Origin of the sequence: Pseudoalteromonas sp. TAE79, assembly GCF_000498015.1 — a bacterium.
Taxonomy (GTDB): Bacteria; Pseudomonadota; Gammaproteobacteria; order Enterobacterales; family Alteromonadaceae; genus Pseudoalteromonas.
On sequence record NZ_AUTL01000099.1, the window covers coordinates 17,039 to 42,821 of the forward strand.

Sequence of the window (25,783 nt, forward strand, 5' to 3'; positions counted from 1 at the left end):
AACTTAAGTTTTACTTATGGGGCTGGGTTTTATTTTACTGCCTATAAGTAAATTACGGTTTACTTATAGGCAGTAAATATACGTTCAAACTTAAAAGTAAGTTATATTTGACTTTTGGGTAGGCTACCCTAAAATAAATTGTATAAGTAAACTATAGTTGACCTTTAATGAGTGAATTACCAGCAAAAAAAACACTTGGAAGAGTTGTTAAACGCACTGAAATGCCTGATCTATCAAAGCCGTTTTCGTCGGTGCGGCTCGCTAAAGCGATTACTTCAAAGCGAACTGGCATGAAGCTTACGCTGGTTGATGTATCGCAAGCACTTAATATTTCAAAGCCTACGCTGATAAAAATAGAAAAAGGTGATGTGAATGTGCAGTTTTTTAATGTACTCAAAGTGATGGAATACTTGGGGCTGTCGTTTAGCCTTGTCAGTGATGACGAGTCGCACCACAATAACAATAATAAGGATGAGGTGAGCGATGAGCAGTGGTATTAAAAAAAATAGCTTAGATGTATTTATTGGGCATACGCAGAAGATAGGTGCGATAGCCCTTGATATAGGCTCTGAAAATGAAATTGCATTTACCTATGAGCCTGAGTGGATTAATAAGGGGTTTGCTATTTCACCACACTTACCGCTCAATGGTGATTTTGACTCGCGTGCTGTGCGTAATTATTTACAAAACTTATTACCCGAGGGCAAAGGTCTTGATGAGATTATAAGTAGTACTACTATCTCTAAAAATAATACGTTTGGTTTGATTAAAGTAATTGGCGAGGAAACGTCAGGCGCTTTGTCGTTTAGAGCAAGTAACAGTACTTTAAAGCAAACATCTTTTCGTGAAGTAACTAGTGACGAGCTAAGCCAAAAACTTAAACGCTTTGTACAAGTTGGAGAGCCAATTACTCATTGGGATGGCCGAACTCGGCTCTCTGTTGCTGGCGTTCAAGACAAACTAAACCTACTCGAAATCGATAGTAAATTAGGATTTGGTGAAGGGGAGCTATGTTCTAATAAAATTTTTAAATTTGAAACAGGTACCGCGCCTTTCATTGCAGTAAATGAACTTTTTACCATGCTTTTGGCAAAAGAGTCGGGGCTCAATGTTCCCCATGTTGAGTTGCGCACTTACGCAGATATAAGAGTATTTGTAATAGATCGCTTTGATAGGCGCGTTACACAAGATCAAAGCCGTGTATTACGTCGTCATATTATTGATGGTTGCCAAGCCACTAATTTACCTCCTTCTTATAAATATGAGCGTCAGCATGGTGATGATGGGGATGGTATTTATATTCGAGATGGCGTTTCTTTTGCAAAACTCTTTAATGTTAAAACAACGAATGTACAAGCGTATGAGGCTCAGCTTATTCGTTGGATGACATTTAATATTTTAGTACGTAATTACGATGCTCATGGCAAAAACATTAGTTTTTTTGTTGGTAAAAATGGTTTAGAGCTTACGCCGTTTTACGACTTGGTAAATATAGAGGCTATTATTGAGCAGGGAAGCATTGACCGTGATATGGGCTATCTACAGCCCAAAATATCAAGGTGTTATGCTATGTCAGTGGGTGAGCATAATTCGCAAAGTGCAGGCAATTTTACTAATGAGATTACAGCTTATATGTTAGCTGATTTTGCTGATGAATTTGCTATTTCACTACCACGGATGCAACTACTTATGAGTCAAACTGTTGACTCTGTATTAGCCGCAATTGATACGGCTAAAGTTTCTGCTGTTAAAAATAACTTGTCTACTGCTGAATTAGCACACATTGATTTGTGCATAAAAATAATTAATAAAGCTGCAAATAAGCTGAGGGAGCAAATAATACAACTACCAAATATGGATGCATTTATTTAAATATTAGAAAATAAATACATGCATTTTGAATAAGTAATTCATATTTTGGTTGCCAGCATCAACGCGATATTTGCAAATTAAAATTAAAAGCGCGAGATAAATTCCGGCTTACAATTTAAAAGCTACGCTTTTCGCGCGAGCAAGCTCCGCGCCTACAGGTGTTGAGCTTGGCCTTATTTAAAAGCCAAAGCGCGATATGCAATCGCACCTACGCTTTTGTTAAGAGTGGTGTTTACATTAATGTAGGTGAGGTTTTATACCTCGCTTAAAAATACATTTTTTACCATTGAAAAATGAATTTCTGTTCTGTGTAGCGCTTAAAAGTATTGAGGCAATTAACTCTGCTATTCGCCTCATTGCATGAGGCAAATAAATTGTTATTCGCCTCACCATGTGAGGCGAATAGGTGTTTAGGTGAGCTTTGTAGAGTTGATTGGGGTAATGATCTAGTTACTAGAGGGCAAAGCGCGATGTAAAATCGCGCCTACAATTTAAAAGCTTCGCTTTTCGCGCGAGCAAGCTGAGCGCCCACAGGTGTTTAGCTTGGCCTTATTTAAAAGCCAAAGCGCGATATGCAATCGCACCTACGGTTTTTTTGAGAGTGGTGTTTAAATTATTGCAGGTGAAGTTTTATACCTCGCTTACAAATACATTTTTTACCACAGAAAAGTGAATTATTGTTCTATGTAGCGCTTAAAAGTAATGAGGCAATTAACTCTGCTATTCGCCTCATTAAGTGAGGCGAATAGGTGTTTAGGTGAGCTTTGTAGCGTTGATTGGGAGTTATGAACCAGAGTTACTAGAGGACAAAGCGCGATGTAAAATCGCACCTACGGTTTTGTTCAGTGCAGTGGTTTAATTATTGTAGGTGAGGTTTTATCTATGAATCTTTGTTTAGCTCTGTAATCGCTTTAATACTAAATGCGTGCATAGTTGTGTAGTGTTGCTTTTTAATGATTGTTTTAACGATACTTTGGTCAATATTTAAGTAATCGTGAACAAGAGCATTTCGTAAGCCTATAATTTTACGCCATGAAAGTAGTTCTGCCTCGCTCAAAAAGCCTAAATTAGTAAGTTCGCTAAATGTTTGATAGGCGTTGCTACTGGTACTACTTTTGTGCTGCTTTAGCCAATGCTTTGATAAACCAATACACACCGCGGTCATTAACTGTAGTAATCGCTCTGCAGCTCGGTAGTCTCTGCTATTAAGTGAATCGATTTGACTGAGCTCGTCGAGTTCTTGCATATATTCGTCAACATGGCGTGTTACTTCACTTAAATAAAGTGTAATTCCGGTATCAGTCATGTTTACTCGCTATGGTTTCAAATTCGAACTGGCTATATATACGCTGCTGCTCTTTCATCGCTCTAACACTATTATTGCTTATAATTACTTTTCCATATTCTATAACGTTGAAAGCTAAATTACTTGGAATAATATTTATATCAACAATCGAAATAAGTTGTTCGTTAAGATTAAGTGCATTACTTATTTCAAGCTCAAGCTCTTTTGGCCTAAGGCGCTTATCGAACGATTCCAGATCAAAGTTTTTAAATGCTATGGCTAAGTCAATGTCACTATGGGGCTGGGCTGTCCCTTTTGCGTGGGAGCCATATAGCCAAACTACATCAATGTCGGTGTTTTGATGTAAATACTCAATTATTTTTTGTATAACTTCATTTGCCACGAAAAAGTAACCATTGATAAAAACAGTAATAATAACCTATCAGTTTTATAGTGAACATTAAAACTGATATTTGTTTTATTTAATTTAAAAGCTTCGCTTTTCGCGCGAGCAAGCTGTGCGCCTTGTATCTACAGGTGTTTAGGCGGGCTTTGTAGTGTTGATTGGGAGTTATGAGCCGTTACTAAAGAGCTAAGTGTGATGTAAAATCGCACCTACAATTTAAAAGCTTCGGGTACCTATTACTCCAACCGCGTTACTTTTACTTTTATTTTTCCGGCATTAGCGCCGTAAAAGCGGCTTAAGTCGTTTGCAAATGGGCAAAACTCGCCTGATTTATCCACTTTAATGTCGGCGCCATTGGCTATTTCAAAAAGGTGGTCGTCGTTTTTATTTATAGCACCAATGAGTGAAAACCATTGTGCGCGAGGAAATCGTCTAAATGGTTCAAGCACGGCCATCGGGATTTCTTTTACGCCAAGTTGAACGTTGTCGCGGTTCCAGCCTAATGGCGTGCACTTTATGCCATCGTCAAACCAACATTGATTTGGGTATGGGGTAAAGCGATACGTAGCGCCTTGCTCTAGCATGAGGCCGGTTGCGTTGTATTGCTCAGAGGCAAATACCATTACATCTTGGCTTTGGGTAATGCTCAGCACACTCATGTTTTGATTAGCGAGTTCTATATGTTGGCTTAAACCAATAAAGCTAAGTGTGGTGTTGTCGTTGTAGCTAATTTTGTAATGCAGCTTTTTAAGCGATTCTGGGCGGTAACTGGTTAGTTTATTAATACGTTCGGCTACGCTGTAGTGCACTAAAGGCTCAAGGTTGCTGGCTTCGTCATCAATTAATATATAGCACTGCCTATCTACTAATTTAAAAAACGGGTTAAACCAAAAGTAATTTTGTTGATGACTTAATGCGAGCGGATCGGGCGTTACTGTTACGTCATCTTGTGCTACTAAGTTGCTATCGGGGAGTAGGGTTTCGTAGTCTATATCGTGGCTAGTGAGTAACGATATATTAAGCGGTTGTTCTATTAGCCATTCAAGTGCATAGCGCAAGCTAATATCGGCTANCCGCCGCCAATGTCTGAATGCGCACCTGCAAACCATAGCTCGGTAATGTTGCTTTGATGGTTCATGAGTGTGGGTTCAAATGCGCGGCGTTTTTCGTCAAGGGCTACGCAGTGCAGCGCGTGAGTAATGTTGTTGGCAATGGTGTGGTTTTCAAAAATAACGTGCTCTGCGCCGCGTGTGGCTTTACTTACTTTTGACAAGCCAATTGAGGCGACGGTATCAAACACACATACGTAAACATTATCAGCAATTAAAGGCTCTAGGATTTTGGCAAAACGCCTAGCAAGTGCACCGCCTCTGCTAAAACCCGTTAGCAGTATGGTATCGCCTATTAGGTAGTGAGCTTTAAAGTCGCTTAACGCTTGATTTAAAATACTGGCTACGTCGTCACCACGAGGTGCAAGGGTTTGGTTTAAAATGCGTTTAAGGCGGCTGCCTTTGGTACCAATACCTTGATAATAAAAACTGAGTTGGTTAGCAAATGGAGTAATTGGGGAGTCTTCTAATTTACCGCCAAGTAGTAAATGCAGTTTTAGAATGTTGGTAATATTAGAGTCTTCTTTAAAATGATCAGAGCTAAATTGTTCTGCGTCACGGGGTTCGTTTCCTGTGCCGTCAAAGTTAAAAATTAGCGTTTTACCCGTCATAACCCAATTTCCTTAGTTGTTTTAAATACTCTACACAGACAATGTTAAAAATTAAAGACAGTGATAACGCTCACTGCCTTTAATTTAAATCGCCTTTAATGCAACTTCATTTTAGGGCGCACTACACGCAGCACTTTTTCGCTTATCCATAATGCAAAGGTTTTTGCGCTACCGTGTATGGCGCGTTGGTGCATACGGTATAAAGATATATACATAAAGCGGGCAATTTTACCTTCAATAAAAAAGGTATTGCTGGTTAGATTGCCCATTAAGTTACCTACAGTGCTGTAGCTTGATAAGTTAACAAGTGAGCCATGGTCGCTGTATTTAAAGCCGCGTAGAGGTTGCTGTTTTAGCGTTGCGATTAGATTTTTTTCGACGCACTGCGCCATTTGATGCGCCGATTGTGCACGAGGTGGTACTTGCTTGCCATCGGCTTGGGTAAATGCGCAGCAATCACCTAATACAAAAATGCTTTCGTCTACGGTGCTTTGTAAGAACTCGTTTACTTGAATTTGGTTGCTACGCGTCAGCTCAAAAATACCTAAGTCTTTTATAAAATCAGGTGCTTTTACGCCTGCTGCCCACACCATAATATCGGCATCAATGTGTTCTTCATCTTTGGTGATAAAGCCTTGTGCGGTGCCTTCTTTTACTTGTGTTTGCTCGCGCACGTTTACGCCAAGCTTTAATAGCTCGCGTTTGGCACTTACGGCAATACGCTCTGGTAGTGCTGGTAAAATTCGTGGTCCGGCTTCTATTAAATGAATATGCAAACGCTTAGACGACATATTTGTTAAGCCATAAAGCTTTAATAGTTCAGACACATGATAAAGCTCAGCTGAGAGTTCAACACCGGTAGCACCGCCGCCTACAATGGCAATATTAAGTGATTGCTGTTGGTTGTCGTCTTGGTGAAGGCGTGTAAAGCTATCTAGTAATGAATGCTGAAAGCGTTCTGCTTGTTGGTTTGAATCTAAAAAGTAGCAGTGATCTTTTATACCTGGGGTATTAAAGTCGTTACTTACGCTGCCAATGGCAATGACTAGGTGGTCGTAGCGCACGGTGCGCTCGGGTAAAATTGTGTGGCCTAGCTCATCTAAAAGTGGTGCAAGGGTAACTGTTTTATTGCTTTGATCTATATTGCAAAAAGTACCAAGTTGAAAGTTATAGTGGTGTTTTGCAGCATGGGCTGAATACACAACCCCATCTAAATCGGGGTCAATAGAGCCTGTCGCTACTTCGTGCAGTAACGGCTTCCATATGTGGGTACGGTTTTTGTCTATTAGTAGAATTTCTGCTTGTTTTTTCTTTCCTAGTTTATGCCCTAATTGTGTTGCTAGCTCTAATCCACCAGCGCCACCGCCAATAACGACGATTTTAGGTTTAGTAATACTCATAACGTTGCCCTCAAAAAATAATATACCCAAATAATCTGTATTATTTTTAGTTTTTTAAGATGACTTGGGTATCAATAAATTATTTTGGCAACAAGCAGTTACTACTCATTTTATAGTGCTCTAGTTTGCGCTTAAATAAAGGTGATGTCAGCAAAAAATGCTGAATAAAGGCATATAAGTTATACTCACTTTCTTATAGTTTAGCTGTGCAGTTAAATTGCTGTTAAAAACACCGAAAAGGACATTTATGACCACGCCACTAATTCAATCACTTGAGCAGCACTTTGGTTTTAGCCAATTTAGAACAGGGCAACAACAAACTATAGAGCAGCTTTTAAATGGTCAATCGTCGTTGGCTATATTTCCGACCGGCTCGGGTAAATCGTTGTGCTATCAATTAACTGCGTTGCATTTACCAAATTTAACGTTAGTGGTTTCGCCTTTGCTTGCATTGATGAAAGATCAAATTAGCTTTTTAAATAGCAAAGGTATTTACGCGGCTAGCCTTGATTCGAGCCAAGATCAAATGCAAAGCAGCACCGTAATGAATGATGTGCGAAATGGTAAAATTAAAGTACTAATGGTGTCGGTTGAGCGCTTTAAAAACGAGCGTTTTAGAGAGTTTATAAGCCAGGTGGCGCTTTCGATGTTAGTGGTAGACGAAGCGCACTGTATATCAGAATGGGGCCATAACTTTAGACCCGACTACCTTAAACTGCCACGTTACCGCGAAGAGCTTAATATTCCTTTAGTATTGCTGCTTACGGCAACGGCGACTAAAAAAGTTAAACGCGATATGGCAGAGCGATTTGCTATATCGCCTGAGTGTATTGTGCAAACGGGCTTTTACCGCGCCAATTTAGATTTAAGTGTGTTGAGCGTTAAAACCGCCGATAAAAATACCGAGCTTACCAACATTGTGCGCGCGCAAAATGGCCCTGGTATTGTGTATGTAACATTGCAGCAAAGCGCAGAACAAGTCGCTAATGTGCTAAGTGCACAAGGTGTGCATGCGGTGGCGTATCATGCGGGGCTTGAAGATACGCTACGCTGGCAAATTCAAGATGACTTTATGGCGGGTAAAATTAACGTAGTGGTGGCTACCATTGCCTTTGGTATGGGCGTTGATAAATCGGATATTCGTTTTGTTATACATTACGATTTACCCAAATCGATTGAAAACTACAGCCAAGAAATTGGCCGAGCAGGGCGCGATGGCAATCCATCAAATTGCTACACCCTTGCCAATTTAGATGGGCTAAATACGGTTGAAAACTTTGTATATGGCGACACCCCTGAGCTTAGCGGTATTGAATACGTAATTAACGATATTCGCCAAAGCCACCAGCAATGGGAAATGCAAGAATATAGCTTATCGAGCGAAAGTAATATTAGGCAACTGGCACTTAAAACCTTACTCGTACAGCTTGAAATGCAAGGCGCTATAACGCCGCAATATGCCTACTACGCCGATTTTAAATACAAATTTTTGGTTGATAAAAACGAGCTACTAAGCCAATTTGACGAGCAACGCCAAGCATTTTTAACGCAAATATTTAGCCATACAGATTTTAAAAAAATATGGGGTACGCTAAATTTTGATTCCCTTACGCAAGCCGCGCAGGTTGATCGAAAACGTGTAGTGGCTGNTGCTCTTGACTATCTAGCCGAAAAAAACCTAATAACGCTCGAAACCAAACGTATTACCCAAGTATACAAAGTGCATGCAGAGGTTATAAATACCCCTGAACTTGCCCAGCAACTTCACGACTACTTTAGTGATAAAGAACAAGCCGAAATTAAACGTATTGCTGCATTGGTTCGCTTTTTTGAGCTACAAAGTTGCTTAAGCTATAACTTAGCGCGCTATTTTGACGATCAAAATGCGCCAGCGCAATGCGGGCATTGTAGTGTATGCAGAGGGCATGCGGTTAAGCTTGAGTACTCTATAGAGCCTGCATATATTGACGAGCAACTTATTTATCAAAAGGTAGATGAGTTTTTAGCGCATATGGCGGGCAAAGGTAATCATAATGTGGGTATTGAAACCCAATGCCGCTTTTTAGCGGGGATGAGTGTGCCGTTATTTGCGCGTAATAAAGTGCGCCAATTGAGTGGTTTTGCGCTGTGCGAGCAGATGCGTTACAGCGATATAAAAGCAAAACTACTAGCGCGTTAAATTAGTTACTGTATCCTAGTGGCTTATTCAAAAAAGTAAGCCACTATGCCTCATATTGTTATTCCCGTTGAAAATATTTCTACTACCCCAGAGCCAGTTACCTGTGCTAACTGCCAAGCCTGTTGTTGCCAATTAGAAGTGCGCATAGTAACCGACACCGGCGTGCCTTTTAACTATATAGAATACGATAAATGGGGCAGCGAAGTAATGAAACGCGCTGACGACGGTTGGTGCCAAGCACTCGACCGTAATACGCTTATGTGCTCTATTTACGAAAACCGCCCATTAGTATGTCGCGAGTTTGAAATGGCGTCGGGTGAGTGCATTACCGAGCGTGATTTAGCGGGTATATAGTCCGCTATTATTAAAGTACATAAACAACAAAAGGGCTTAAAGCCCCTTTTTAATTACTGTAAAACGCTAAACAATTAAACTTTAAAGTAGCTAATATACTTTTTAAGCGTGTTTGAAAGGTCAGCTAATGCAACGGCTTCTTGTGCGTTACTGTTAAGCGACATGCTGGTTTCTTTTGACATACTGGCAATTTCTTCTACGCCGGTACTAATTTGCGCCACGGTGGCTACTTGGTTTGATGTTGATTCAACAATTTCAAGCACGTTACTTAATGAGTCATTAGCTTGTTGCTGTATTTGATGCAGTAGCTCGTTTGCTTCGTGAGTAAGCGTTAAGCCATTTTCTACTTGCGGTACTGTGGTTTCCATAGCAGTTACCGACGCTTGCGTGTTTTCTTGTACTTGCAAAATCATCTTCTCAATATCGCCTGTTGCATCACCAGTACGCTGGGCAAGTTGCCTTACTTCGTCAGCAACAACAGCAAAACCTCGGCCTGTTTCGCCTGCTCTAGCGGCTTCTATTGCCGCATTTAGTGCAAGTAAGTTTGTTTGATCGGAAATACTGCGGATCACACTTAAAATATCGCCAATGTGTTTTACATGTTCTTGCAACACGTTTACTTGGGTAACTGTGGCTTTTACGGTCACTGAAATTTGCTCAATTTCGGCGGCAACTTTTTGTACTGCAACACTACCTTGCTGTGACAACTGCGCCGTTATTTTTGAGTTATCTTCTGTTTGCCTAACTGAATCGGCTACAGCATGAATACTGCGGCTCATTTCTTCTAGGCTGCTTACTGCTGAGTTTGTATAAGTAACTTGTGCGTCAGCGGCACTAAGTGCTTGCTGCGAGCCAGACGCTACGCTTGCAGAGTGGGTAGAAAGCTCTTCAGATGAGTTAATAATGCTATCTACAATGGTTTTTAATTTAGATTGCATCACCCCTACAGAAGCCATCATGCTATTTGGGCAACACGACTGTACATCGCCTCTTAAGTCGCCTTGGGCAATAAGGGCAATTACTTCGGCGGCTTCTTGTGGCTCGCCGCCTACAGACTTTCTGATTAGTTGGCTAATAACATACGCAACGCTTGCACCTATTAAAACTGCAAGCGCGGTGAGCGAAATCATCCAAATTTCAAATGAACTGGCAATATCGAGAGTATCAATAGTGGTGGCTTGATTTGCTTGTTCTTGCAGGTTTATAAATTGGTTTATAACATTTAGCCACTCGGTAAACGCAGGGCGCGCATCGGTTAATAAAATGCGCTCAGCTTCGTTTAGGTTTCCTGCGTTTTTAGCGTTTATTACACCTTGAATAAAAGGCTGAGTGCGCTGCTCTATTTGATTTATTCTATTAATTAAAGCGCGTTCTTCGCTATTCATATTACTTATTAGCTTAGCCATAGAGCGGCTTGAGGTTTGGTAAAATGCGTTTAGCTCTTTTATGCTATTTAACACGGTGCTTAAACTGCTTTGATCGGTGATTAGCACTACATCGCGCACGGCTATTGCTCTGTCGTGTACGCTGCCTCTAAAGTTAATTGCGTAACGTTGCTTTACCGAGTTTACGTCGGTCATGTGGGTAATGTTATTATTAATAAGGCTAACGCGCGAAATGCCAATAATGGTTAAAATAAGCATCATTGATAAAATTACGCCAAAACCGGTCGTTAAACGCATGTTTATGGTCATGGTTGATCCCAAGTGTGAGTCAATACGCGCAAAAGCAGCTTGTATTATTAGTGATTATTCTAAAATAATAGCAGCATTATGCCTTATTAATTAAAGTTTTATTAGCAATAAGGGATTGTTTGTTAATTTAGTTTACAAGCGTAACTTTGGTGGGATTATTTTACAGGCATATTTATAGGCATAACAAAGGGGCTAAATGCCCCTTTGTGTTATATAAAAATATTATATAAAAGTAGTTAGTCGTACTTTGCTTCTAGTTCATTAGCTGTATGAAACTTCTCATGGCTTTGTAATTGTTCGTCGTATTTAACGAGGTTTTTAAAGTGTGCTAATTGACCTGAGTTTTTAACAATTTCAACAATAAACGACATCATAAAGTCAGCACCCGTTAGGGTATCGCCCACTAAATAACGTTTACCTTCTAGGCGGTCGTTAAAGTAGCTAATTACTTTAGCTGTTTCGGCGTCGGCATAGCCTTCTAAAAATTGTGTTTTAGCGCCGTCTTTAAGTACAAACATTTTAAGTAAAAGCGGTAAAATTGCTGAGCTTTCTGCAAAGTGCAGCCATTGTTGGTAGTCAACGTATTCAGCGGTATCTACTTTTGGAGCAAATTTACCGTTACCGTATTTAGTAATAAGGTAGTCGGTAATAGCGCCTGATTCAGCAATAATTAGGCCGCCGTCTTCAATTACTGGTGACTTACCAAGTTGATGAATATGCTTTAATTCGTCAGGGGCTAAGAAAGTGTCTTTATTGCGCTGGTAAGCGATGATTTCGTAGTCAACATTTAGCTCTTCTAAAAGCCAAATTACACGTTTAGAACGGGATTTATTTAAATGGTGTAGTTTGATCATGTCAGTCCTTTTGTGGCTTGTAAGGGCTTAGCCTTACAAGCCGTTTAAAATTAAAGTGGGTTATTAATTTTAACCACAGTTTTACCAAAGTTTTTACCGCATATCATATCGTTGAACGCGCCTACTGTATTTTCGATGCCTTCTACCATGTGCTCACGGTATTGAATTTTTCCGTCTTTTAGCCATTTTTGCATGTCTTGTGCAAACTCGTCGTAACGGTCGCCGTAATCATCAAAAATGATAAAGCCTTGCATTTTAATACGCTTAGTAAGCAATTGACCCATTAGCATACCTAAACGGTCAGGGCCTTCTGGTAAGCTAGTTGCGTTATATTGCGATACTAAACCACACAGTGGTACGCGCGCTGCGGTATTTAATAGTGGTAGTACGGCGTCAAATACTTTTCCGCCCACATTTTCGTAGTAAACATCTATGCCTTTGTTGCAGGCTTTTTCTAGTTGCTCTTCAAAGTCATCGGCTTTGTGATCAATACACGCATCAAACCCTAGTTTTTCAACGGCATGTGCACATTTTTCACTGCCACCAGCAACACCCACTACTTTACAGCCTTTAATTTTAGCTATTTGACCAACCGTTGCGCCTACTGGGCCTGTTGCTGCTGCAACAACTACGGTTTCGCCTTCTTTAGGCTGGCCAATATCAAGTAAACCCATGTAGGCTGTAAAGCCTGGCATACCCATAATACCTAACGCGTACGAAGGATTTTCAGGCTCTTTACCTAATTGCATTAAGCCTTCGCCACCGGTAATGGCGTAGTCTTGCCAACCTGTGTAGGCAAGTACCCACTCGCCTTCGCTAAACTTATCGTTTTTAGAATCTTCTACTTGGCACACGGTTGCGCCAACCATTACATCGCCAATATTAACAGGGTCAGCGTACGACTTAGCATCGCTCATACGACCACGCATATACGGGTCTAGCGATAGGTATATAGTACGTAGTAAAACTTCGCCGTCTTTTAATGCAGGAAGCTCTACCGTTTTTAATTTAAAGTTTTCATCTGTTGGAGCGCCATTAGGGCGTGATTCAAGAGTAAGTTGGCGACTAGTCGTAGACATAAAAGACCTCCTATTAATATAAATAAACTACTTACCGAATGTTTACGTTTTAAAAATCGTGTTCAGCTAAACAATAATGCGCGGCTAAGCAGTATGAATATGTACAATGCGTACCTTAATAAAGGAGTTTTGGGCGGGTGGTTGATAATTCAACCTTTGCGCAGATTTAATTAGAGTAATTAGTCTGCTTTGAGCTTACTAAATATATGATTGTTGTAAAGTACCCCGTTTTTATAAATGGCCTGTTTAAGCACAGCCTCTTGCTCAAAGCCACTTTTAATAAGTGCTTTCATAGAGCCGGTATTACCAGCAAACACAGCGCCAAAAATTCTGTTTATGTGTGAGTTTGCAAACGCTTCATTGCATATAAGTTCAATAGCGCGAGTAATAATGCCTTGCCCCCAATAGGCTTTATTTAGCCAATAACCAATTTCGCCACTGTGGCTGTATTCAAATTCGCCGGGAGTTATGCCAATACAGCCGGCAAATTGCCCATTAACCTCAATGGCCTTAGCCGTTGCATCAATTACGCCGTTTTTTGAGCCTTGGTTTATCCACCAATCAGCATCGGCTTGCGTATACGGAAACGGAATTTTTGACGATAAATAACGCGTTACCTGTTCATCATTTAGGGTGCTAATAATGAAAGGCGCGTCTTGGGCTTTAAACTCTCTGAGGGTGATCATATTTTTTCATAAATTTTTAGTATGCATACTAACTTAACAATCATTTTAACGTTAAACAATCAGAACCTAAATTAAACGGTTTACGGCTATTACTTTGTTTTAAAGTCCTCTAATATAAGCAAAATATTACACCTATTTTAGATGCCATTATGCACCCTCACATTAAAGCACTTTATAACAGCGCCCAAAAACCAAGCCGTTTAATTATTGGTTTAATGAGCGGCACTTCGTTGGACGGGCTTGATGTTGCACTATGCAAAGTAACGGGCGCAGGCTTAAATACACACATTGAGGTTTTAAATTTTACTACTGTTGATTACAACGACGATTATAAAACTAAAATAAAGCAGGTATTTGCTAAGCGAGAATGCGATTTAGAACTTGTTACTTTATTGCACCCGTGGGTAGGTAAACTCCATGGCGATATGGTTAACCAGTGCTTACATACTTGGCAAATAAACCCGGCAAGTATTGATGTAATAGCGAGCCACGGGCAAACCATTTACCACTGCCCGCAGTCGCAGCATAACCACAAAAGCTTTACTAATGGCACCTTACAAATTGGCGATAGTGACCAAATAGCCGTTACTACGGGTATTACAACCATTGGTGATTTTAGACAAAAACACATAGCCGCAGGAGGCGAGGGCGCACCACTGGCTGTGTATGGCGATTATTTGTATTTTTCGAGCGCTGTGGAGAGTCGGATTTTGCTAAATATGGGCGGCATTGCTAACTTAACGTTTTTACCCAAAAATGGTGATGCAAACGGCGTATTTAGTTCCGACATTGGCCCAGGTAATACCATTATGGATGCCTACGTACAGCAATATTTTAAAGGTATGCATTATGACGATGGCGCAAAAATAGCAAAAGCAGGCAAGGTAAATACACCATTATTAAATGCATTATGTAATAACGCATTTTTTAAACTCCCAATGCCTAAAACCACAGGGCCTGAGGTATTTAACTTAGCGTATTTAAACACCGCACAGCAGCTTACAAATACACAGCACTTAAGCCATGAAGATGTAATGGCCACCTTAAATACCTTTACTGCAACCGTTATAGCAAATGCATTAAACGAGTGTGCAGAGCGCGTACAAAATTGTGTGGTGTATGCAAGTGGTGGCGGTATTCATAACCCGTTACTAATGGCGCAACTTACAGTGCTTTGCCCACGTATTAAGGCTTTTAAAAATACCGACGATTTAGGTATAAATCCCGATGCAAAAGAGGCTGTGTTATTTGCTATTTTAGCAAACGAATGCCTAGCAGGAGAGCAGCAACACCTAAGTAACACCGCACAAGGTATTGCGGGAGTTACTATGGGTAAAGTAAGTTTTGCAGATTAATAACTTATAAGACGCGTCGCGTAATTTAAGTGCAGCCAGCACTAAAACAGCGATAAAAACGTAGAACCCATACTCGCAAAGTAGCTACGAACGCCCTGTGACTTGGTATGTTCAGTTTTTATTTGCTCAGGAATATAGCCTTGCTCAAATGCTTTAATGTACACATCGAGTTGCTGGCTTTCTTTTAAAGTCGTGTTTTTTCCGTGCAGCATCATTTGCACTACAAAACACTGGCTTTGTGTAATGTTACTTAAAGTTAGGTTTACAGTACCAGATTCAAGGTCTGCATTGCTCAGCGTTTTTTCAGTAAAATACTGCGCCCCACGCGCACTGGGCTGCGTTGCACTTAGTGAAATAACATCGCTCTCATTTGCGCCATCAGGCAACACACACTGCAGCGTAATGTTATGCGCAGCATTGGCTTTTAGCGATAGCTTTTCATATTCCATAGCGTGGCTCATCGCCGCAGACATAGAATCATCAAATGATTGCAGTGCAAATGTTAGTTGCACTAAGGGAGTACTCATCTTACTTAGTCTTCTTGAGTCTATTCATTTATCGGATAGAGATTATCGCGGATCAAGGTTACAGATTTATGACTAATTGCATTAATTAGTACAATTATTGAGTGGTTTGATCAAAAAGGATCGGTCCTTTTTTACTCGATTTTGAAATCATTTCTCAATCAGAAATTATAAGGTATGAAGTTAATATTTGACGTGTAGATTCGCCTTGTTTTCACTGGAAGTCTCTGGTGAGAGAGAAATAAATTTAAATATAATCATGTCTCAATGTGTTAGTAAACCTCTTAACTAGAGTTCAGTTAGATACACAGTCTGTTTTTTACAAAGTAGAATATTTGGATATAGTTTCGAAATTAGAATACTCTGATAACTTACATCTAATTAGAGCTTTTGAGAAGTATTGGCTATGATTCCAAGTAACTACATCAAAACATTTTAGTAGCCTTGACGGTCGATTTTTGATGTTGAGTGACCATGCGAGGTCGTAATGATCTAAGGCCAAATATAAGGTAATTATTTAGAAAGAAGTGTTTTATTTTTAACCATATAAATAGGTGTTATTGTATGTCGTCAACAGTGTTATCTGATTCCTTTCGAGGTATTGTCTATTTTACCGCAGCGGCCAAAAATGAAAGCTTTACCGCAGCAGCTGAAGAGTTAGGTATTTCCAAATCAGCATTAGGTAAAAGCATTGCTAAATTAGAAAATCATTTAAACACCAAGCTTTTTCATCGCACAACTAGGAAACTGAGTTTAACTACTGAAGGAGAGGCGTATTTAGCAAGCTGTCAATTGGCATTAGATACCCTTCAGTCAGCAGAGTTAGCGTTACAATCAAAATTATCCCAACCTTCAGGTCGAGTACGAATCGATGTGCCAGCTGCGTTTGGTCGCTCTTTTGTGTTACCTGTTTTATTGAAGCTTGCTGAGCAACATGCACAATTAAAACTAACAGTAACTTTTAATGATAAAATTATTGATCCTCTCGATGCTGGCTTTGATTTAGCTATTCGATTTGGTGCCATAAAAGATAGTGGTGATTTAGTTGCTAGAAAACTGACTTCTCAACATTTGATTTTAACCGCTTCTCCTGCTTATTTAGCACGTTTAGGTACCCCAACGAGTCTTGCTGAGTTAACAAGCCATCAGTGCATAGTGGCTTGGCGAGGTGGTAGTTCACTACATTGGTTAATTAAAAATACCGATGGTGATGATATGCGCTTTCATCCTAAGCCCTTTCATCAAATTAGTGATGGTGATGCTATGGTCGATGCTTGTATTGCTGGCGCGGGAATCATTCAGTTTCCTAAGTCTTTGCTTCAGCCTTGGCTAGATGAAGGTAAGCTAGTACCAATTTTGCCAGAGTTAAATCCTGCTTCAACTGAGTTACATATTATTTGGCCAAAAACAAAACATCTCCTGCCCAGTGTCAGGTTTATTATTGACGAATTTGTACGCTTATCAGATGAGGGTAATTTTAATTAATTGTAGAAATTAATACTACTTAGAGTCTCCTTTTTGCATGTTTATCTACTTATACGTCTTTGTTATGCTGTTTTCGTCATATCGTTGACGAGTTAACACCTATCTAATTAAAGGAGATACCTAATGCCAGTAGTTAATATTCAAATGTTTGAAGGTCGTGATCATGCTAAACAAGCGATAGCAAAAGAAGTGACAGCATCAATAGCTAAACACGCTGATGTTGATCCGCAATATGTTTACGTTATTTTTAATGATGTAAAAACAGAAGATTGGGCTATTTCAGGAGAAGTTTTTGCTGAAACGCTAAAAAAATCATCATAGGTATACAGATATAAATAAGCCATTGATGGAGTTAGAACTATAATCAATGGCTCTCTCTTCTATACTTTTTTACAAATGCCTTTCATTATTGCTTATGTTGAAGATACACAGAAATTGTTTTAATAGAGTCGTAAATTAAAAGCAGCTATTTTAAACGCTAACTGCGTTGAATTTATTTGCAATAGGCCAGCTATTGACGCGTAAATTCGCCTTGTTTCACTGAAAATCTCTGGCTAGAGAAAATAAATTTAAATATCACCATGATTTAATACGTTAGTAAATATCTTAACCAGGGGGCAGGTTAAATATTTTTATTTAGAACAATTATGTATACGTGTTTTTGCTAGTTTTAGCGCAATTCTCTTGTAGATAAATAGCCCTCATATATAAGCTGGTTATTTATAAAAAGAGTAATATTCACAAGTGTATAATTTTATATTAGTGCTTTTCTTGTATTATTATCGAGAAAACCCATCCACTAATACATTGTATTTAGCGCCAAATACGTCCAGTCTCTCACGTAAATTGTTATCTGCAACACCGTAAACATTTAATGCATAAATATCAACCAAGGATAAAAAAGTTTTCGCGAATGGCGCAAAACTTTCATCAATATGACTGATGATTGACGCTATATTTTTATATCTCTCAACGATGTGAATTTTTTTCCCATCTTCACTGATATTATATGTGTACGTTAAAGTGCCAGGCTCCTTTTTTACAACATCCACAATTTTATAAATGAGTTCTTTGAACTCTATTAATTTACCTTCTTTCACATCAAGAAAAAAATTGCACGTTATTTCATTTTTCATAAATACTCTCCATAGAGTTAAATTTTATACAGCCTGAAGGAAGAAAATAGTTATTTTCAAGTACAACTATTTAAAAATCATTATAAATGCAGTCTTAAAGTGGATAAATAGGCTCATTTTCGACTCAGAGTGGAATTTTAATCAACAATTATAAAAATATGATCTTGTGATTTAATCTGCTCATTGTTGAGCTCAAATTTAAGCGTTCAAATAACCTAAAGCTTTTAACCAAACGACCGATAAATTACTTAATAGAGTTTAGCGATTAGGGATAATCATGGTTAATAATGTATTTGGCAGCCAGGCTAATTTAAGCACTTTGCTGGCCCAATCAGTTAATAACGCTACCCAAAGCTCTGTGAGTCCTTCGCTGCTAACCGGTAGCGACCTTCAAGCTATTAATGATTTACAAACTAACGAGTCAAAAATAACCGATGGGTTATTAAGCCAGTTAAATAATGAAACTCTTGATGAAGCACTAGCCAGTAATCAAAAGGTAGAGGACGTGTTAAAGCAGCAACTTACCTCGTTATTTACTATTTCAAGCACGCCGAGCACGCTTAACTATAAACTCTCCGATGAAGAACTCGCCCTGCGCACCGTAATAAGCTCTCAGCATGAGGGGTTATTAAAAAACGAAAACAGTACCCAATTAATTGAGCGATTAAATACGTCAGTTAAAAATATTCAGGGTGCTTATGCTAATACCAGCGATATTTTATCGAGTTTAGGTCAGCTTGGGCATGAGCAAAAAACGTTTTTAGCCTCAAGCCAGCAACGTATTGAGCGCTCACTTAATCCATACATGGAAAGCCTTAATCGCGCAAAATACGAGGATGACGATAACTACCTGTTTGAGCTCTCGGTAAAAACTAAAGAGGGTGATGTTATAAACATTACCTTTAACTCATCGCAAGGTTATGACGAAGAAACAGGTGAAGCGATAGATGGCTTTGGCATAAGTTACGAAGTTAATGGTAATTTATCTGAGGCTGAACATGGCGCTTTAACGCAGGTTATGGCGGGTGTTGGCGAAATGGCAGATGAATTTTTTAAAGTGAGTGAAAACTCATTTAATCCTCTTATAGTGCCAAACCAAACAGACATGAGTTTAGATTTTTTAGCAGGCTTTAATAGTCAGCAGCTAACAGGCTTTGATGTGTCGTTTTCAACAACGCAAAATAAAGATCTTGATTCGAAAGAGAACACGCTTGATTTGAGTTACTCCATTGATGAAGCATCAAACCAGCAAGCACTTGTGTTTAAAGCCGCAGGTGGGCAAAACGACATTGATTTTGCACTTGATATGTCAACCATTGGCGCTAAAGACACGGAGCAAATGCAGCAGTATTTAGCGTCGCTAGATCAAAGCCTAGAAGATAGCCGAGTAAACAGTACCAAAGACGATAAAGAGTCGGCATTTGGGCGCAAAGGCGATGAGGCAATGCAGCAAGGTTTTGCATTATTTAAAGGCGCTTTTGCGAGTATGTCGTCAGCGGCTGAGCGTTATAGCAATTTGGAGTCGCTTGCAGATCAGCACTTTAATGACGGGCGCGNTAGCCGATTTAGTTGATAACATGATTACAAACGATAGCCGTTACCAAGGGCTAGGTAATAAAGCGCCGAATACATTAGGAGCGGGTATTTCTAAGCTCGCTGATTTTGATGCTACATTTTCTTATGCGCTGGATAACGGCGACTATCAGCCTAAAAGTACCATTGAACTAAGCCAAGCGACAGAGCAAAGCCAATTAGGGGAGCTTAGCGGTGTAACGCAAAGTAAAAATGTAAGTAGCCACTTTGATTATCAATATAGTCGCCCTGATTACTACAACAAAGAAGAGAGTTATAACGTAAACACCGCCGTTAAAAATAAAGAGCTTGTGGGGCTCGATCAGTCTCACGAGGTTGATGTTGATACAAAAATGTTTGAGTTTAATCCGCAAACCAATCAATACGAGCTGCAAATGGCGATGCAAGAGCAAACAGTTAGTAAAAGCGACATTCGCTTAATTGACGATATTTGGCTTGAAGAAAACGAAAACAGCTACTCAATGCATAAAAAAGAGCGCGATGAGAGTGATGACAAGCAAGATGATTTTATAGAAACAAACCGTCACTCACACACCAAGCTTGTTACCTTAATTGGTGACTTAGATAAGTTAGCCGAGAATAAAGACGTAAGGAGAGAATATTTAACTAACTTATCGCAAGTTAACTTTTTTATGGATAAAAAGTAACGGTCTTGAGTTGTTCACTCCACACTCAATATTGGGTATAGTCGTTTAATACCTAAATTAATACCTAAATTAATACCTAAATTAAGAGCAACCTTATGTTTAAACAATTAATTTTACTGTGCGCTTTAAGCATGCCGCTTGTAAGCTGCGCTGCTGATGCACCGTTTTCGGGCGGAATTAGCACTGATGTACTGCTAAGCGACTACGACAAGTTTAACGAACAATACAAAGCGTTTACGCCAACAGCACAAGACATTGCCCTAATGCAAAAGCTAGAAGGCAAAGAGCTAATTGTATTATTTGGCACATGGTGCCACGACAGTGAGCGCGAAGTGCCAAAACTCATTAAGTTAATTGATGCATCAAAGGTAAAACTTGCAAGCATTGAATACGTGGCCGTAGGTTACAACAAGCAAGACGATGCAGGCATTGCAGAAGCTCACGATTTACAATACACGCCAACGTTTATAGTAAAAGACGATGGTAAAGAGTTAGTGCGTGTAATTGAAAAGCCAACGGGTACGTTAGCGCAAGATTTAACTCAGGACTTATAAATAGAGCTATTTATATTAGAGCTTGTCGGTTTAGCTAATCTGTTTATAAGTTAGATGGTGAGTTGCAATAAATAGTTTATTAATAAATTAATGTGTGGGTGGTGCACTTCCAATTAGAATCTAGGAGATTTTTTTCTGTTCAATTAGAGTGGCTGTCCTGTTTAAATAATTTGAGCCCGTATATAAGCTAGCATCTAAATTTATTTTAACTTTTTCTTTTTGACATTTACGGGGAGTCCTATAAGACCCTAGATAGAGGCTGAACAATATTAGGATGATCTCCAGTTAAACCTGCCTAGTGGCGGTCTAGTTTTGTTAGTTCAATAAGCGATTATGCAACATAAACTGCGTGGTGTGTAAATACTAAAGTGTTAACTGTCCAAGGAGGCTACATGATCGAAGCAACTTGCCATTGTGGAAATATAGCAATAACCACAAAAAAATTACCGAAATCAGTAACCAGTTGTAATTGTTCCATATGTTATCGTATTGCAGCTTTGTGGGTATATTACACAGCGAATCAAGTAGTAATAAAACAAGAATCAAATAATGCTATATATCTATGGGGTAATAAACTACGTTCGTATCACTCGTGCTCGTTTTGTGGTTGCACCACTCATTACACTCAAAAACGAGTGTAATGGTACAAATAGAGTTGCAATAAATGCCAGAATGGTAAACTCAGATATTATTAAAGCAGTAAATATCAGATATTTTGATGGTGCGAATACATTTAAATATATCGAGCAATAAAGCACTCAACAAGAGGCTAAGCTTACCAATAATCGCATATACGCGACTTACAAATCGCGTATACACTTATTAATATAAACATTATTCACTAAACAAGCTTTTTTCGAATGCTTGCGCAGCATGTGAAGACGGTCTGTCTTTATAATGCAGTTGGTATAGCGGCCGAGAGAGTTGCTCGTTATTTTTTTGGCTCAGGCGTGTTAATTTACCTAGCTGCACTAAATCCTCAGTAACTACGTTTGGCAATAAAGCGACCCCCATACCTTGAGCAACAGCCCTTGCTATTGCCTCGTTGCTGCCCAATTGCATACTGCGCTCTGCTATTACGCCATGTTGGGCTAATAACTTAACCGACATTTCTAAAGTGCCCGAGCCCGGCTCGCGCAGTAGCCAAAACTGTTTGTTTAACCATGCATTTAAGTTTTTAGCGGGCTTAAAGTTACTGGGTATAACGATACTCATTAAATCGTTTTGCCAGTGCTTACTTATAATATGCGGCTCGATAGGTGTGCCTTCAACCAGTGCTAAATCGATAGTACATTCTAGTAGGGCAAGCTCAATTTGCGCGGTATTAGCCACTTGTACTTCTACTTTAATATGGGGGTACTGCGCGCAAAATTTAGCTAAGTAGGGCGGTAGCCAATAGCTGGCAATGGTTGTACTAGTGCCTATAACGAGCGTGCCACGCTTAAGCCCTGTGCGTGATTTAATATCTTCTATGGCGGCTTTTTCAATGGCAAAAATGCTACGTGCATGATCATACAAGACTTGGCCGCCCTCGCTTAAGGTAAGTTTTTTGCCTTTAGATGCACGCTCTATAAGTTGAATATTTAATTGATGCTCAAGCTCTTTTAGCGCTTTAGATACAGCCGGTTGGCTTATAAAAAGCGCCTCGGCTGCGCCTGAAAAACTACCAAGCTTTGCTACCGTATAAAACACCCGAAGTGCATGCAAGTTCATTGTGTCTCTCAAATCACATAACTTTAAGTTATCGAATCATGATTTTAATGTATTGGAGTTATATTTTGCGCTTTCTTAAAATGAAGTCAACAGTTTAACGTTGTTCAATTGAGAGAATATTATGTTTAGCGCTATTAAAAATTTGGGTATTAATACTAAGCAATACGGCGATGCGCGCTGGTGGTTAGGTATGCTGCTGGTGGTTGTTTTGGCGGGGGCATCTGTTGCATTAAGTAAGTTACCTATAATGCAAAGTGCGCAATTTAGCTCTTTAACTATTGGTATAGTGCTTGGCATTATTGTGGGTAACAGTGTGTTTTCGCGTATTGCTACGCAAACCGATATAGGTGTTGATTACGCTAAAAGTATATTACTCAAAGCGGGCGTTATTTTATTTGGGTTTAGAATTACTTTTGCGCAAGTAGCTGGCGTTGGTTGGAGTGGGTTACTAACCGATATAGTAATGCTGTTAGGCACATTTATTTTGGCAGTGCAGCTAGGTAAGCGCGTATTTAAGCTCGATGAGCAAACAACTATATTAATAGGTGCGGGTAGCTCTATTTGTGGCGCTGCAGCGGTAATGGCAACCGAGCCAGTTATAAAAGCGCAGGCACATAAAGTATCNGGTGGCAACGGTGGTGGTGTTTGGCACGTTAAGCATGTTTGCCTACCCAATCATGTTTGAGTTTATGGGACTGAGTGAACACGCTTACGGTATTTTTGTAGGCTCAACTATTCATGAAGTAGCGCAAGTGGTTGCAGCGGGCACTGCTGTAAGCGCCAATGCTGCAGATACCGCCGTTATAGAAAAAATGCTACGCGTAATGATGCTTGCGCCATTTTTAGTGGGATTATCGTTTTGGCAAAGTAAAAAGCATGCAAAAGCAAACAATAACGTGCATGGAGGTGAGCAAAAAGCGGGTATTACCATCCCTTGGTTTGCAGTGTTATTTATTGTGGCAAGTGGTGTGCATTCACTCTCTATTATTCCTCAAGTGGCTACAAGCGCTATTGTATGGTTTGATAATATATTACTCACCATTGCGATGGTGGCTTTGGGTTTACGCACACATGTTGGGGCAATTCGCCAAGCGGGTATTAAACCGCTGTTACTGGCGCTGTGTTTATTTTTGTTTTTAACGTTAGGCGGCTTTGCCATTAATATAGGTATTGCTGAGCTGTTTTAAACGTTGTTTTGCAAAAGTTGATTGGCTTAAATTGGCCAATCAACTTCGTTTAAGTTATCGAGTTGTGTACTTGTGTTTTTATTACCTTGCCACTTATTAGTGTAAATTCCGTGTGGATCAAACTGCGCGGTTTGCTTTTCAATATTAAAATGCCTACCGCCACGCGGGTCGACCCCTACGCCAGCAATATATTGCCAGTTACCCCAGTTAGCCGCTACATCGTAATCAATCAATTGCTGTTCAAAATAAGCCGCACCATAGCGCCAATCAAGGCCAAGTTCGTTAACTAAACAACTTGCTGCAACTTGTCTTGCTCGGTTTGATATATAACCAGTAGCATTAAGCTCATTCATAATGGCATTGACTAATGGGTAGGGCGTTGAGCCATTACACCACGCTGCAAAGCGATTTGGCATAAACGTAGTAAGGGGCTTGGTTTGTTTTTGGCCTTTAAAGCTAAACAGGCTGTTGCCCGCATTGAGTGCATGCCATTTAAAATACTCTCGCCATAGCAATTCAAACTTAATCCAATAAGTAGATTCGTTTGCAATATGTTTATGTTCGTACTCTTCAACCGCTTTATAAACTTGCCGTGCACTTACACAGCCAAAGGCAAGCCAGGTGCTAAATTTTGTGGTGTTATTAAAGCCATCAAGCTCGTTTCGAGTTGTTTTATAGGTACTTGGCAGTAAGCCCGAAAAGTACTGCGCTAAATGAGCTTGCACACTTTTAAATCCGCCGTGCATTATCGCGTTGTTGTCATCAGTATATTCACTAAGCTCAATTGGTTTGGCCGCACATAATGTTATAGGTTGAGGGAGTAAACCTTTAGGCAGGGTTGAGGTTGTTATAGGTATGTTTACCGCCTCTACTTTTTTTCTAAATGGGGTAAAGCTTTTAGGTAGCTCGTTTAAATCAAAAGGGAGATCACTTTGTTGAAATAGAGTATCTTGTTGAGTTGTTTTAAATATGACATGTGAGCAATGTGCTTTTAGTCGGGCGAGTTGACGCTGCTCATAGGTTCCAACATGTTCACTGCACACTACTTCGTCAATGTGTTGCTCAGCTATGCGCTGCTTTAAAACACTAAAAGTTTCGCCCTCAAGTACGTGAAGAGTTTGCCCGCGTTCAATAAGTGCTTGTTGCAGCTCAAATAAGCTTTGCATTAAAAACTGTTGTTTGTGCACGCCATATGGCTTTTGTTGGTGGTTATTATTTTTAAACCAGTGCGGGTTTATTACAAATACAATATCGAGCGCACATTGCCCAGTAGCAAGTTCGCTTAAAATAGGGTTGTCGTCTATTCGTAAATCGTTTTGTAGCCAATATAAAATACGTTTGCTCATAGGTTTGCTCAGGTTTTTAAACTCTAAAGTGGTACGAAGCAAAAGCGGGTGAGGATTAATGGTTAGGTATTTTAATTAGCTCGGCAGTTTACTTAACTAGGGGCTGTTGATCTTTGTAGTACATATATCAATCAGCCCACATTGGTAGCCACATCATAGTAAATGCTAAAGCGAGCATTGAATGATAATTTCGTTCAAGCTTTTCATACCGCGTGGCTATCCCTCTATATTGCTTAATACGGCCAAATGCATTCTCAACCAAGTGCCGATATTTGTACATGCACCAGTCAATATCTTCATTGCCTACTAAACTGTTGCCCTTACGTGGAATAACGGGTGTAGCGTTATTATCACGAACAAACGCTCTCAGTTTTTCACTGTCGTAGCCTTTATCTGCGACAACCATATTACTTGTTGGGCAATTAGCTACGAGTGACTCTGCATGGACGATATCATGCGTATTTCCACAGGATAATTCATAATAAACAGGCAACCCTCCGCTATCGACTGCAAGATGAATTTTCGTAGAATTTCCACCTCGGCTCTTTCCAATTGATTCATTGTCAGCAGTTCTTGCACCGCAACTATGTTGATGAGCCCTGACAATACTGCCATCAATGAAGACCCAATCCATGTCCGCATCACGAGATAATGCGCGAAACAGTTCATTCAAAATCCCTTTTTTGGACCATAAATTAAACCGTCTGTAGATAG

General features: G+C 39.7%; 20 protein-coding genes and 3 pseudogenes. 10 read left to right on the forward strand and 13 right to left on the reverse strand.

Annotated elements, in window-relative coordinates; all coding sequences use genetic code 11:
• The first annotated feature begins 167 nt into the window (after positions 1-167).
• The gene (locus L655_RS0105205) at positions 168-500 is read left to right on the forward strand and encodes a helix-turn-helix transcriptional regulator (RefSeq protein WP_029751611.1); all 333 of its coding nucleotides are present in this window, start codon (positions 168-170) and stop codon (positions 498-500) included.
• Positions 484-1,872 (forward strand): HipA domain-containing protein, encoded by a 1,389-nt coding sequence (locus L655_RS0105210; protein ID WP_024604327.1) that lies wholly within the window; start codon positions 484-486, stop codon positions 1,870-1,872. The genes L655_RS0105205 and L655_RS0105210 overlap by 17 nt, the downstream gene beginning before the upstream one ends.
• A gap of 880 nt (positions 1,873-2,752) precedes the next feature.
• On the opposite strand, the gene L655_RS0105215 is transcribed toward L655_RS0105210, so the two are convergent.
• The 4 genes and pseudogenes from L655_RS0105215 to L655_RS0105230 all read right to left on the reverse strand — a co-directional run bounded on the left by L655_RS0105215 (position 2,753) and on the right by L655_RS0105230 (position 6,683).
• Positions 2,753-3,178, reverse strand: a complete 426-nt coding sequence (locus tag L655_RS0105215) for a DUF86 domain-containing protein (RefSeq protein WP_024604328.1) — start codon at positions 3,176-3,178, stop codon at positions 2,753-2,755.
• On the reverse strand, positions 3,171-3,560 hold the full coding sequence (locus L655_RS0105220; RefSeq protein WP_024604329.1) for a nucleotidyltransferase domain-containing protein: 390 nt from the start codon (positions 3,558-3,560) through the stop codon (positions 3,171-3,173). Before L655_RS0105220 ends, L655_RS0105215 begins: the two co-directional genes overlap by 8 nt.
• 239 nt (positions 3,561-3,799) lie before the next feature.
• A pseudogene (locus L655_RS01000000125130) lies at positions 3,800-5,283 on the reverse strand (DUF2235 domain-containing protein).
• Between the two features lie 95 nt (positions 5,284-5,378).
• Complete coding sequence (locus tag L655_RS0105230) at positions 5,379-6,683, reverse strand: NAD(P)/FAD-dependent oxidoreductase (protein ID WP_024604330.1); 1,305 nt, start codon at positions 6,681-6,683, stop codon at positions 5,379-5,381.
• Between the two features lie 247 nt (positions 6,684-6,930).
• On the opposite strand from L655_RS0105230, the gene L655_RS0105235 reads away from it, so the two are divergent.
• Positions 6,931-8,862 (forward strand): RecQ family ATP-dependent DNA helicase, encoded by a 1,932-nt coding sequence (locus L655_RS0105235; protein ID WP_024604331.1) that lies wholly within the window; start codon positions 6,931-6,933, stop codon positions 8,860-8,862.
• A 45-nt stretch (positions 8,863-8,907) separates the two neighbouring features.
• A complete protein-coding gene (locus L655_RS0105240; protein WP_010554993.1) occupies positions 8,908-9,216 on the forward strand; it encodes a YkgJ family cysteine cluster protein in 309 nt (102 codons plus the stop codon).
• A 74-nt stretch (positions 9,217-9,290) separates the two neighbouring features.
• Here L655_RS0105240 and L655_RS0105245 read toward each other — a convergent pair whose 3' ends face one another.
• The 4 genes from L655_RS0105245 to L655_RS0105260 all read right to left on the reverse strand — a co-directional run bounded on the left by L655_RS0105245 (position 9,291) and on the right by L655_RS0105260 (position 13,529).
• Complete coding sequence (locus tag L655_RS0105245) at positions 9,291-10,910, reverse strand: methyl-accepting chemotaxis protein (RefSeq protein WP_024604332.1); 1,620 nt, start codon at positions 10,908-10,910, stop codon at positions 9,291-9,293.
• 236 nt (positions 10,911-11,146) lie between these two features.
• A complete protein-coding gene (locus tag L655_RS0105250) occupies positions 11,147-11,764 on the reverse strand; it encodes a glutathione S-transferase (RefSeq protein ID WP_024604333.1) in 618 nt (205 codons plus the stop codon).
• Positions 11,765-11,814: 50 nt separating this feature from the next.
• Complete coding sequence (locus L655_RS0105255) at positions 11,815-12,843, reverse strand: NADP-dependent oxidoreductase (RefSeq protein ID WP_024604334.1); 1,029 nt, start codon at positions 12,841-12,843, stop codon at positions 11,815-11,817.
• A 179-nt stretch (positions 12,844-13,022) separates the two neighbouring features.
• Positions 13,023-13,529 (reverse strand): GNAT family protein, encoded by a 507-nt coding sequence (locus L655_RS0105260; protein ID WP_024604335.1) that lies wholly within the window; start codon positions 13,527-13,529, stop codon positions 13,023-13,025.
• A 149-nt stretch (positions 13,530-13,678) separates the two neighbouring features.
• Between L655_RS0105260 and L655_RS0105265 the strand changes: the two genes are divergently transcribed.
• Entirely contained in the window at positions 13,679-14,884 is a 1,206-nt protein-coding gene (locus tag L655_RS0105265; protein ID WP_024604336.1) for an anhydro-N-acetylmuramic acid kinase, read from the forward strand.
• A gap of 41 nt (positions 14,885-14,925) precedes the next feature.
• Here the strand turns inward: L655_RS0105265 and L655_RS0105270 are convergent, their stop codons facing one another.
• A complete protein-coding gene (locus L655_RS0105270; protein WP_010554987.1) occupies positions 14,926-15,411 on the reverse strand; it encodes a hypothetical protein in 486 nt (161 codons plus the stop codon).
• A gap of 561 nt (positions 15,412-15,972) precedes the next feature.
• On the opposite strand from L655_RS0105270, the gene L655_RS0105275 reads away from it, so the two are divergent.
• Positions 15,973-16,893 (forward strand): LysR family transcriptional regulator, encoded by a 921-nt coding sequence (locus L655_RS0105275; RefSeq protein ID WP_024604337.1) that lies wholly within the window; start codon positions 15,973-15,975, stop codon positions 16,891-16,893.
• A gap of 123 nt (positions 16,894-17,016) precedes the next feature.
• Positions 17,017-17,214, forward strand: coding sequence for a 4-oxalocrotonate tautomerase family protein (locus L655_RS0105280; protein WP_024604338.1), 198 nt, complete (start codon positions 17,017-17,019; stop codon positions 17,212-17,214).
• A 458-nt stretch (positions 17,215-17,672) separates the two neighbouring features.
• Here the strand turns inward: L655_RS0105280 and L655_RS0105285 are convergent, their stop codons facing one another.
• A complete protein-coding gene (locus L655_RS0105285; RefSeq protein ID WP_024604339.1) occupies positions 17,673-18,029 on the reverse strand; it encodes an antibiotic biosynthesis monooxygenase in 357 nt (118 codons plus the stop codon).
• A gap of 277 nt (positions 18,030-18,306) precedes the next feature.
• Between L655_RS0105285 and L655_RS1000000128475 the strand changes: the two are divergent.
• Together L655_RS1000000128475 and L655_RS0105295 are read left to right on the forward strand one after the other, a co-directional pair.
• Positions 18,307-20,269: pseudogene (locus L655_RS1000000128475) on the forward strand (hypothetical protein).
• Positions 20,270-20,364: 95 nt separating this feature from the next.
• Complete coding sequence (locus tag L655_RS0105295; protein ID WP_024604340.1) at positions 20,365-20,823, forward strand: thioredoxin family protein; 459 nt, start codon at positions 20,365-20,367, stop codon at positions 20,821-20,823.
• A gap of 834 nt (positions 20,824-21,657) precedes the next feature.
• Here the strand turns inward: L655_RS0105295 and L655_RS0105305 are convergent.
• On the reverse strand, positions 21,658-22,536 hold the full coding sequence (locus L655_RS0105305; protein WP_024604342.1) for a LysR family transcriptional regulator: 879 nt from the start codon (positions 22,534-22,536) through the stop codon (positions 21,658-21,660).
• Between the two features lie 121 nt (positions 22,537-22,657).
• On the opposite strand from L655_RS0105305, the pseudogene L655_RS01000000125140 reads away from it, so the two are divergent.
• Positions 22,658-23,723, forward strand: a pseudogene (locus L655_RS01000000125140) (YeiH family protein).
• A 26-nt stretch (positions 23,724-23,749) separates the two neighbouring features.
• On the opposite strand, the gene L655_RS0105315 reads toward L655_RS01000000125140, so the two are convergent.
• Both L655_RS0105315 and L655_RS0105320 read right to left on the reverse strand, forming a co-directional pair.
• Entirely contained in the window at positions 23,750-25,069 is a 1,320-nt protein-coding gene (locus L655_RS0105315) for a DASH family cryptochrome (RefSeq protein WP_024604343.1), read from the reverse strand.
• Between the two features lie 127 nt (positions 25,070-25,196).
• The coding region (locus tag L655_RS0105320) for an IS5 family transposase (RefSeq protein WP_024603875.1) at positions 25,197-25,783 on the reverse strand (587 nt) is incomplete at its 5' end.

What these genes read in the sequence shown, in the direction of transcription:
- L655_RS0105215 (WP_024604328.1), bottom strand. Translation starts at nt 3,178, where the DNA reads ATGACTGATACCGGAATTACACTTTATTTAAGTGAAGTAACACGCCAT.
- L655_RS0105260 (WP_024604335.1), bottom strand. Translation starts at nt 13,529, where the DNA reads ATGATCACCCTCAGAGAGTTTAAAGCCCAAGACGCGCCTTTCATTATT.
- L655_RS0105250 (WP_024604333.1), bottom strand. Translation starts at nt 11,764, where the DNA reads ATGATCAAACTACACCATTTAAATAAATCCCGTTCTAAACGTGTAATT.
- L655_RS0105305 (WP_024604342.1), bottom strand. Translation starts at nt 22,536, where the DNA reads ATGAACTTGCATGCACTTCGGGTGTTTTATACGGTAGCAAAGCTTGGT.
- L655_RS0105295 (WP_024604340.1), top strand. Translation starts at nt 20,365, where the DNA reads ATGTTTAAACAATTAATTTTACTGTGCGCTTTAAGCATGCCGCTTGTA.
- L655_RS0105265 (WP_024604336.1), top strand. Translation starts at nt 13,679, where the DNA reads ATGCACCCTCACATTAAAGCACTTTATAACAGCGCCCAAAAACCAAGC.
- L655_RS0105270 (WP_010554987.1), bottom strand. Translation starts at nt 15,411, where the DNA reads ATGAGTACTCCCTTAGTGCAACTAACATTTGCACTGCAATCATTTGAT.
- L655_RS0105245 (WP_024604332.1), bottom strand. Translation starts at nt 10,910, where the DNA reads ATGACCATAAACATGCGTTTAACGACCGGTTTTGGCGTAATTTTATCA.
- L655_RS0105210 (WP_024604327.1), top strand. Translation starts at nt 484, where the DNA reads ATGAGCAGTGGTATTAAAAAAAATAGCTTAGATGTATTTATTGGGCAT.
- L655_RS0105230 (WP_024604330.1), bottom strand. Translation starts at nt 6,683, where the DNA reads ATGAGTATTACTAAACCTAAAATCGTCGTTATTGGCGGTGGCGCTGGT.
- L655_RS0105275 (WP_024604337.1), top strand. Translation starts at nt 15,973, where the DNA reads ATGTCGTCAACAGTGTTATCTGATTCCTTTCGAGGTATTGTCTATTTT.
- L655_RS0105280 (WP_024604338.1), top strand. Translation starts at nt 17,017, where the DNA reads ATGCCAGTAGTTAATATTCAAATGTTTGAAGGTCGTGATCATGCTAAA.
- L655_RS0105315 (WP_024604343.1), bottom strand. Translation starts at nt 25,069, where the DNA reads ATGAGCAAACGTATTTTATATTGGCTACAAAACGATTTACGAATAGAC.
- L655_RS0105240 (WP_010554993.1), top strand. Translation starts at nt 8,908, where the DNA reads ATGCCTCATATTGTTATTCCCGTTGAAAATATTTCTACTACCCCAGAG.
- L655_RS0105205 (WP_029751611.1), top strand. Translation starts at nt 168, where the DNA reads ATGAGTGAATTACCAGCAAAAAAAACACTTGGAAGAGTTGTTAAACGC.
- L655_RS0105255 (WP_024604334.1), bottom strand. Translation starts at nt 12,843, where the DNA reads ATGTCTACGACTAGTCGCCAACTTACTCTTGAATCACGCCCTAATGGC.
- L655_RS0105285 (WP_024604339.1), bottom strand. Translation starts at nt 18,029, where the DNA reads ATGAAAAATGAAATAACGTGCAATTTTTTTCTTGATGTGAAAGAAGGT.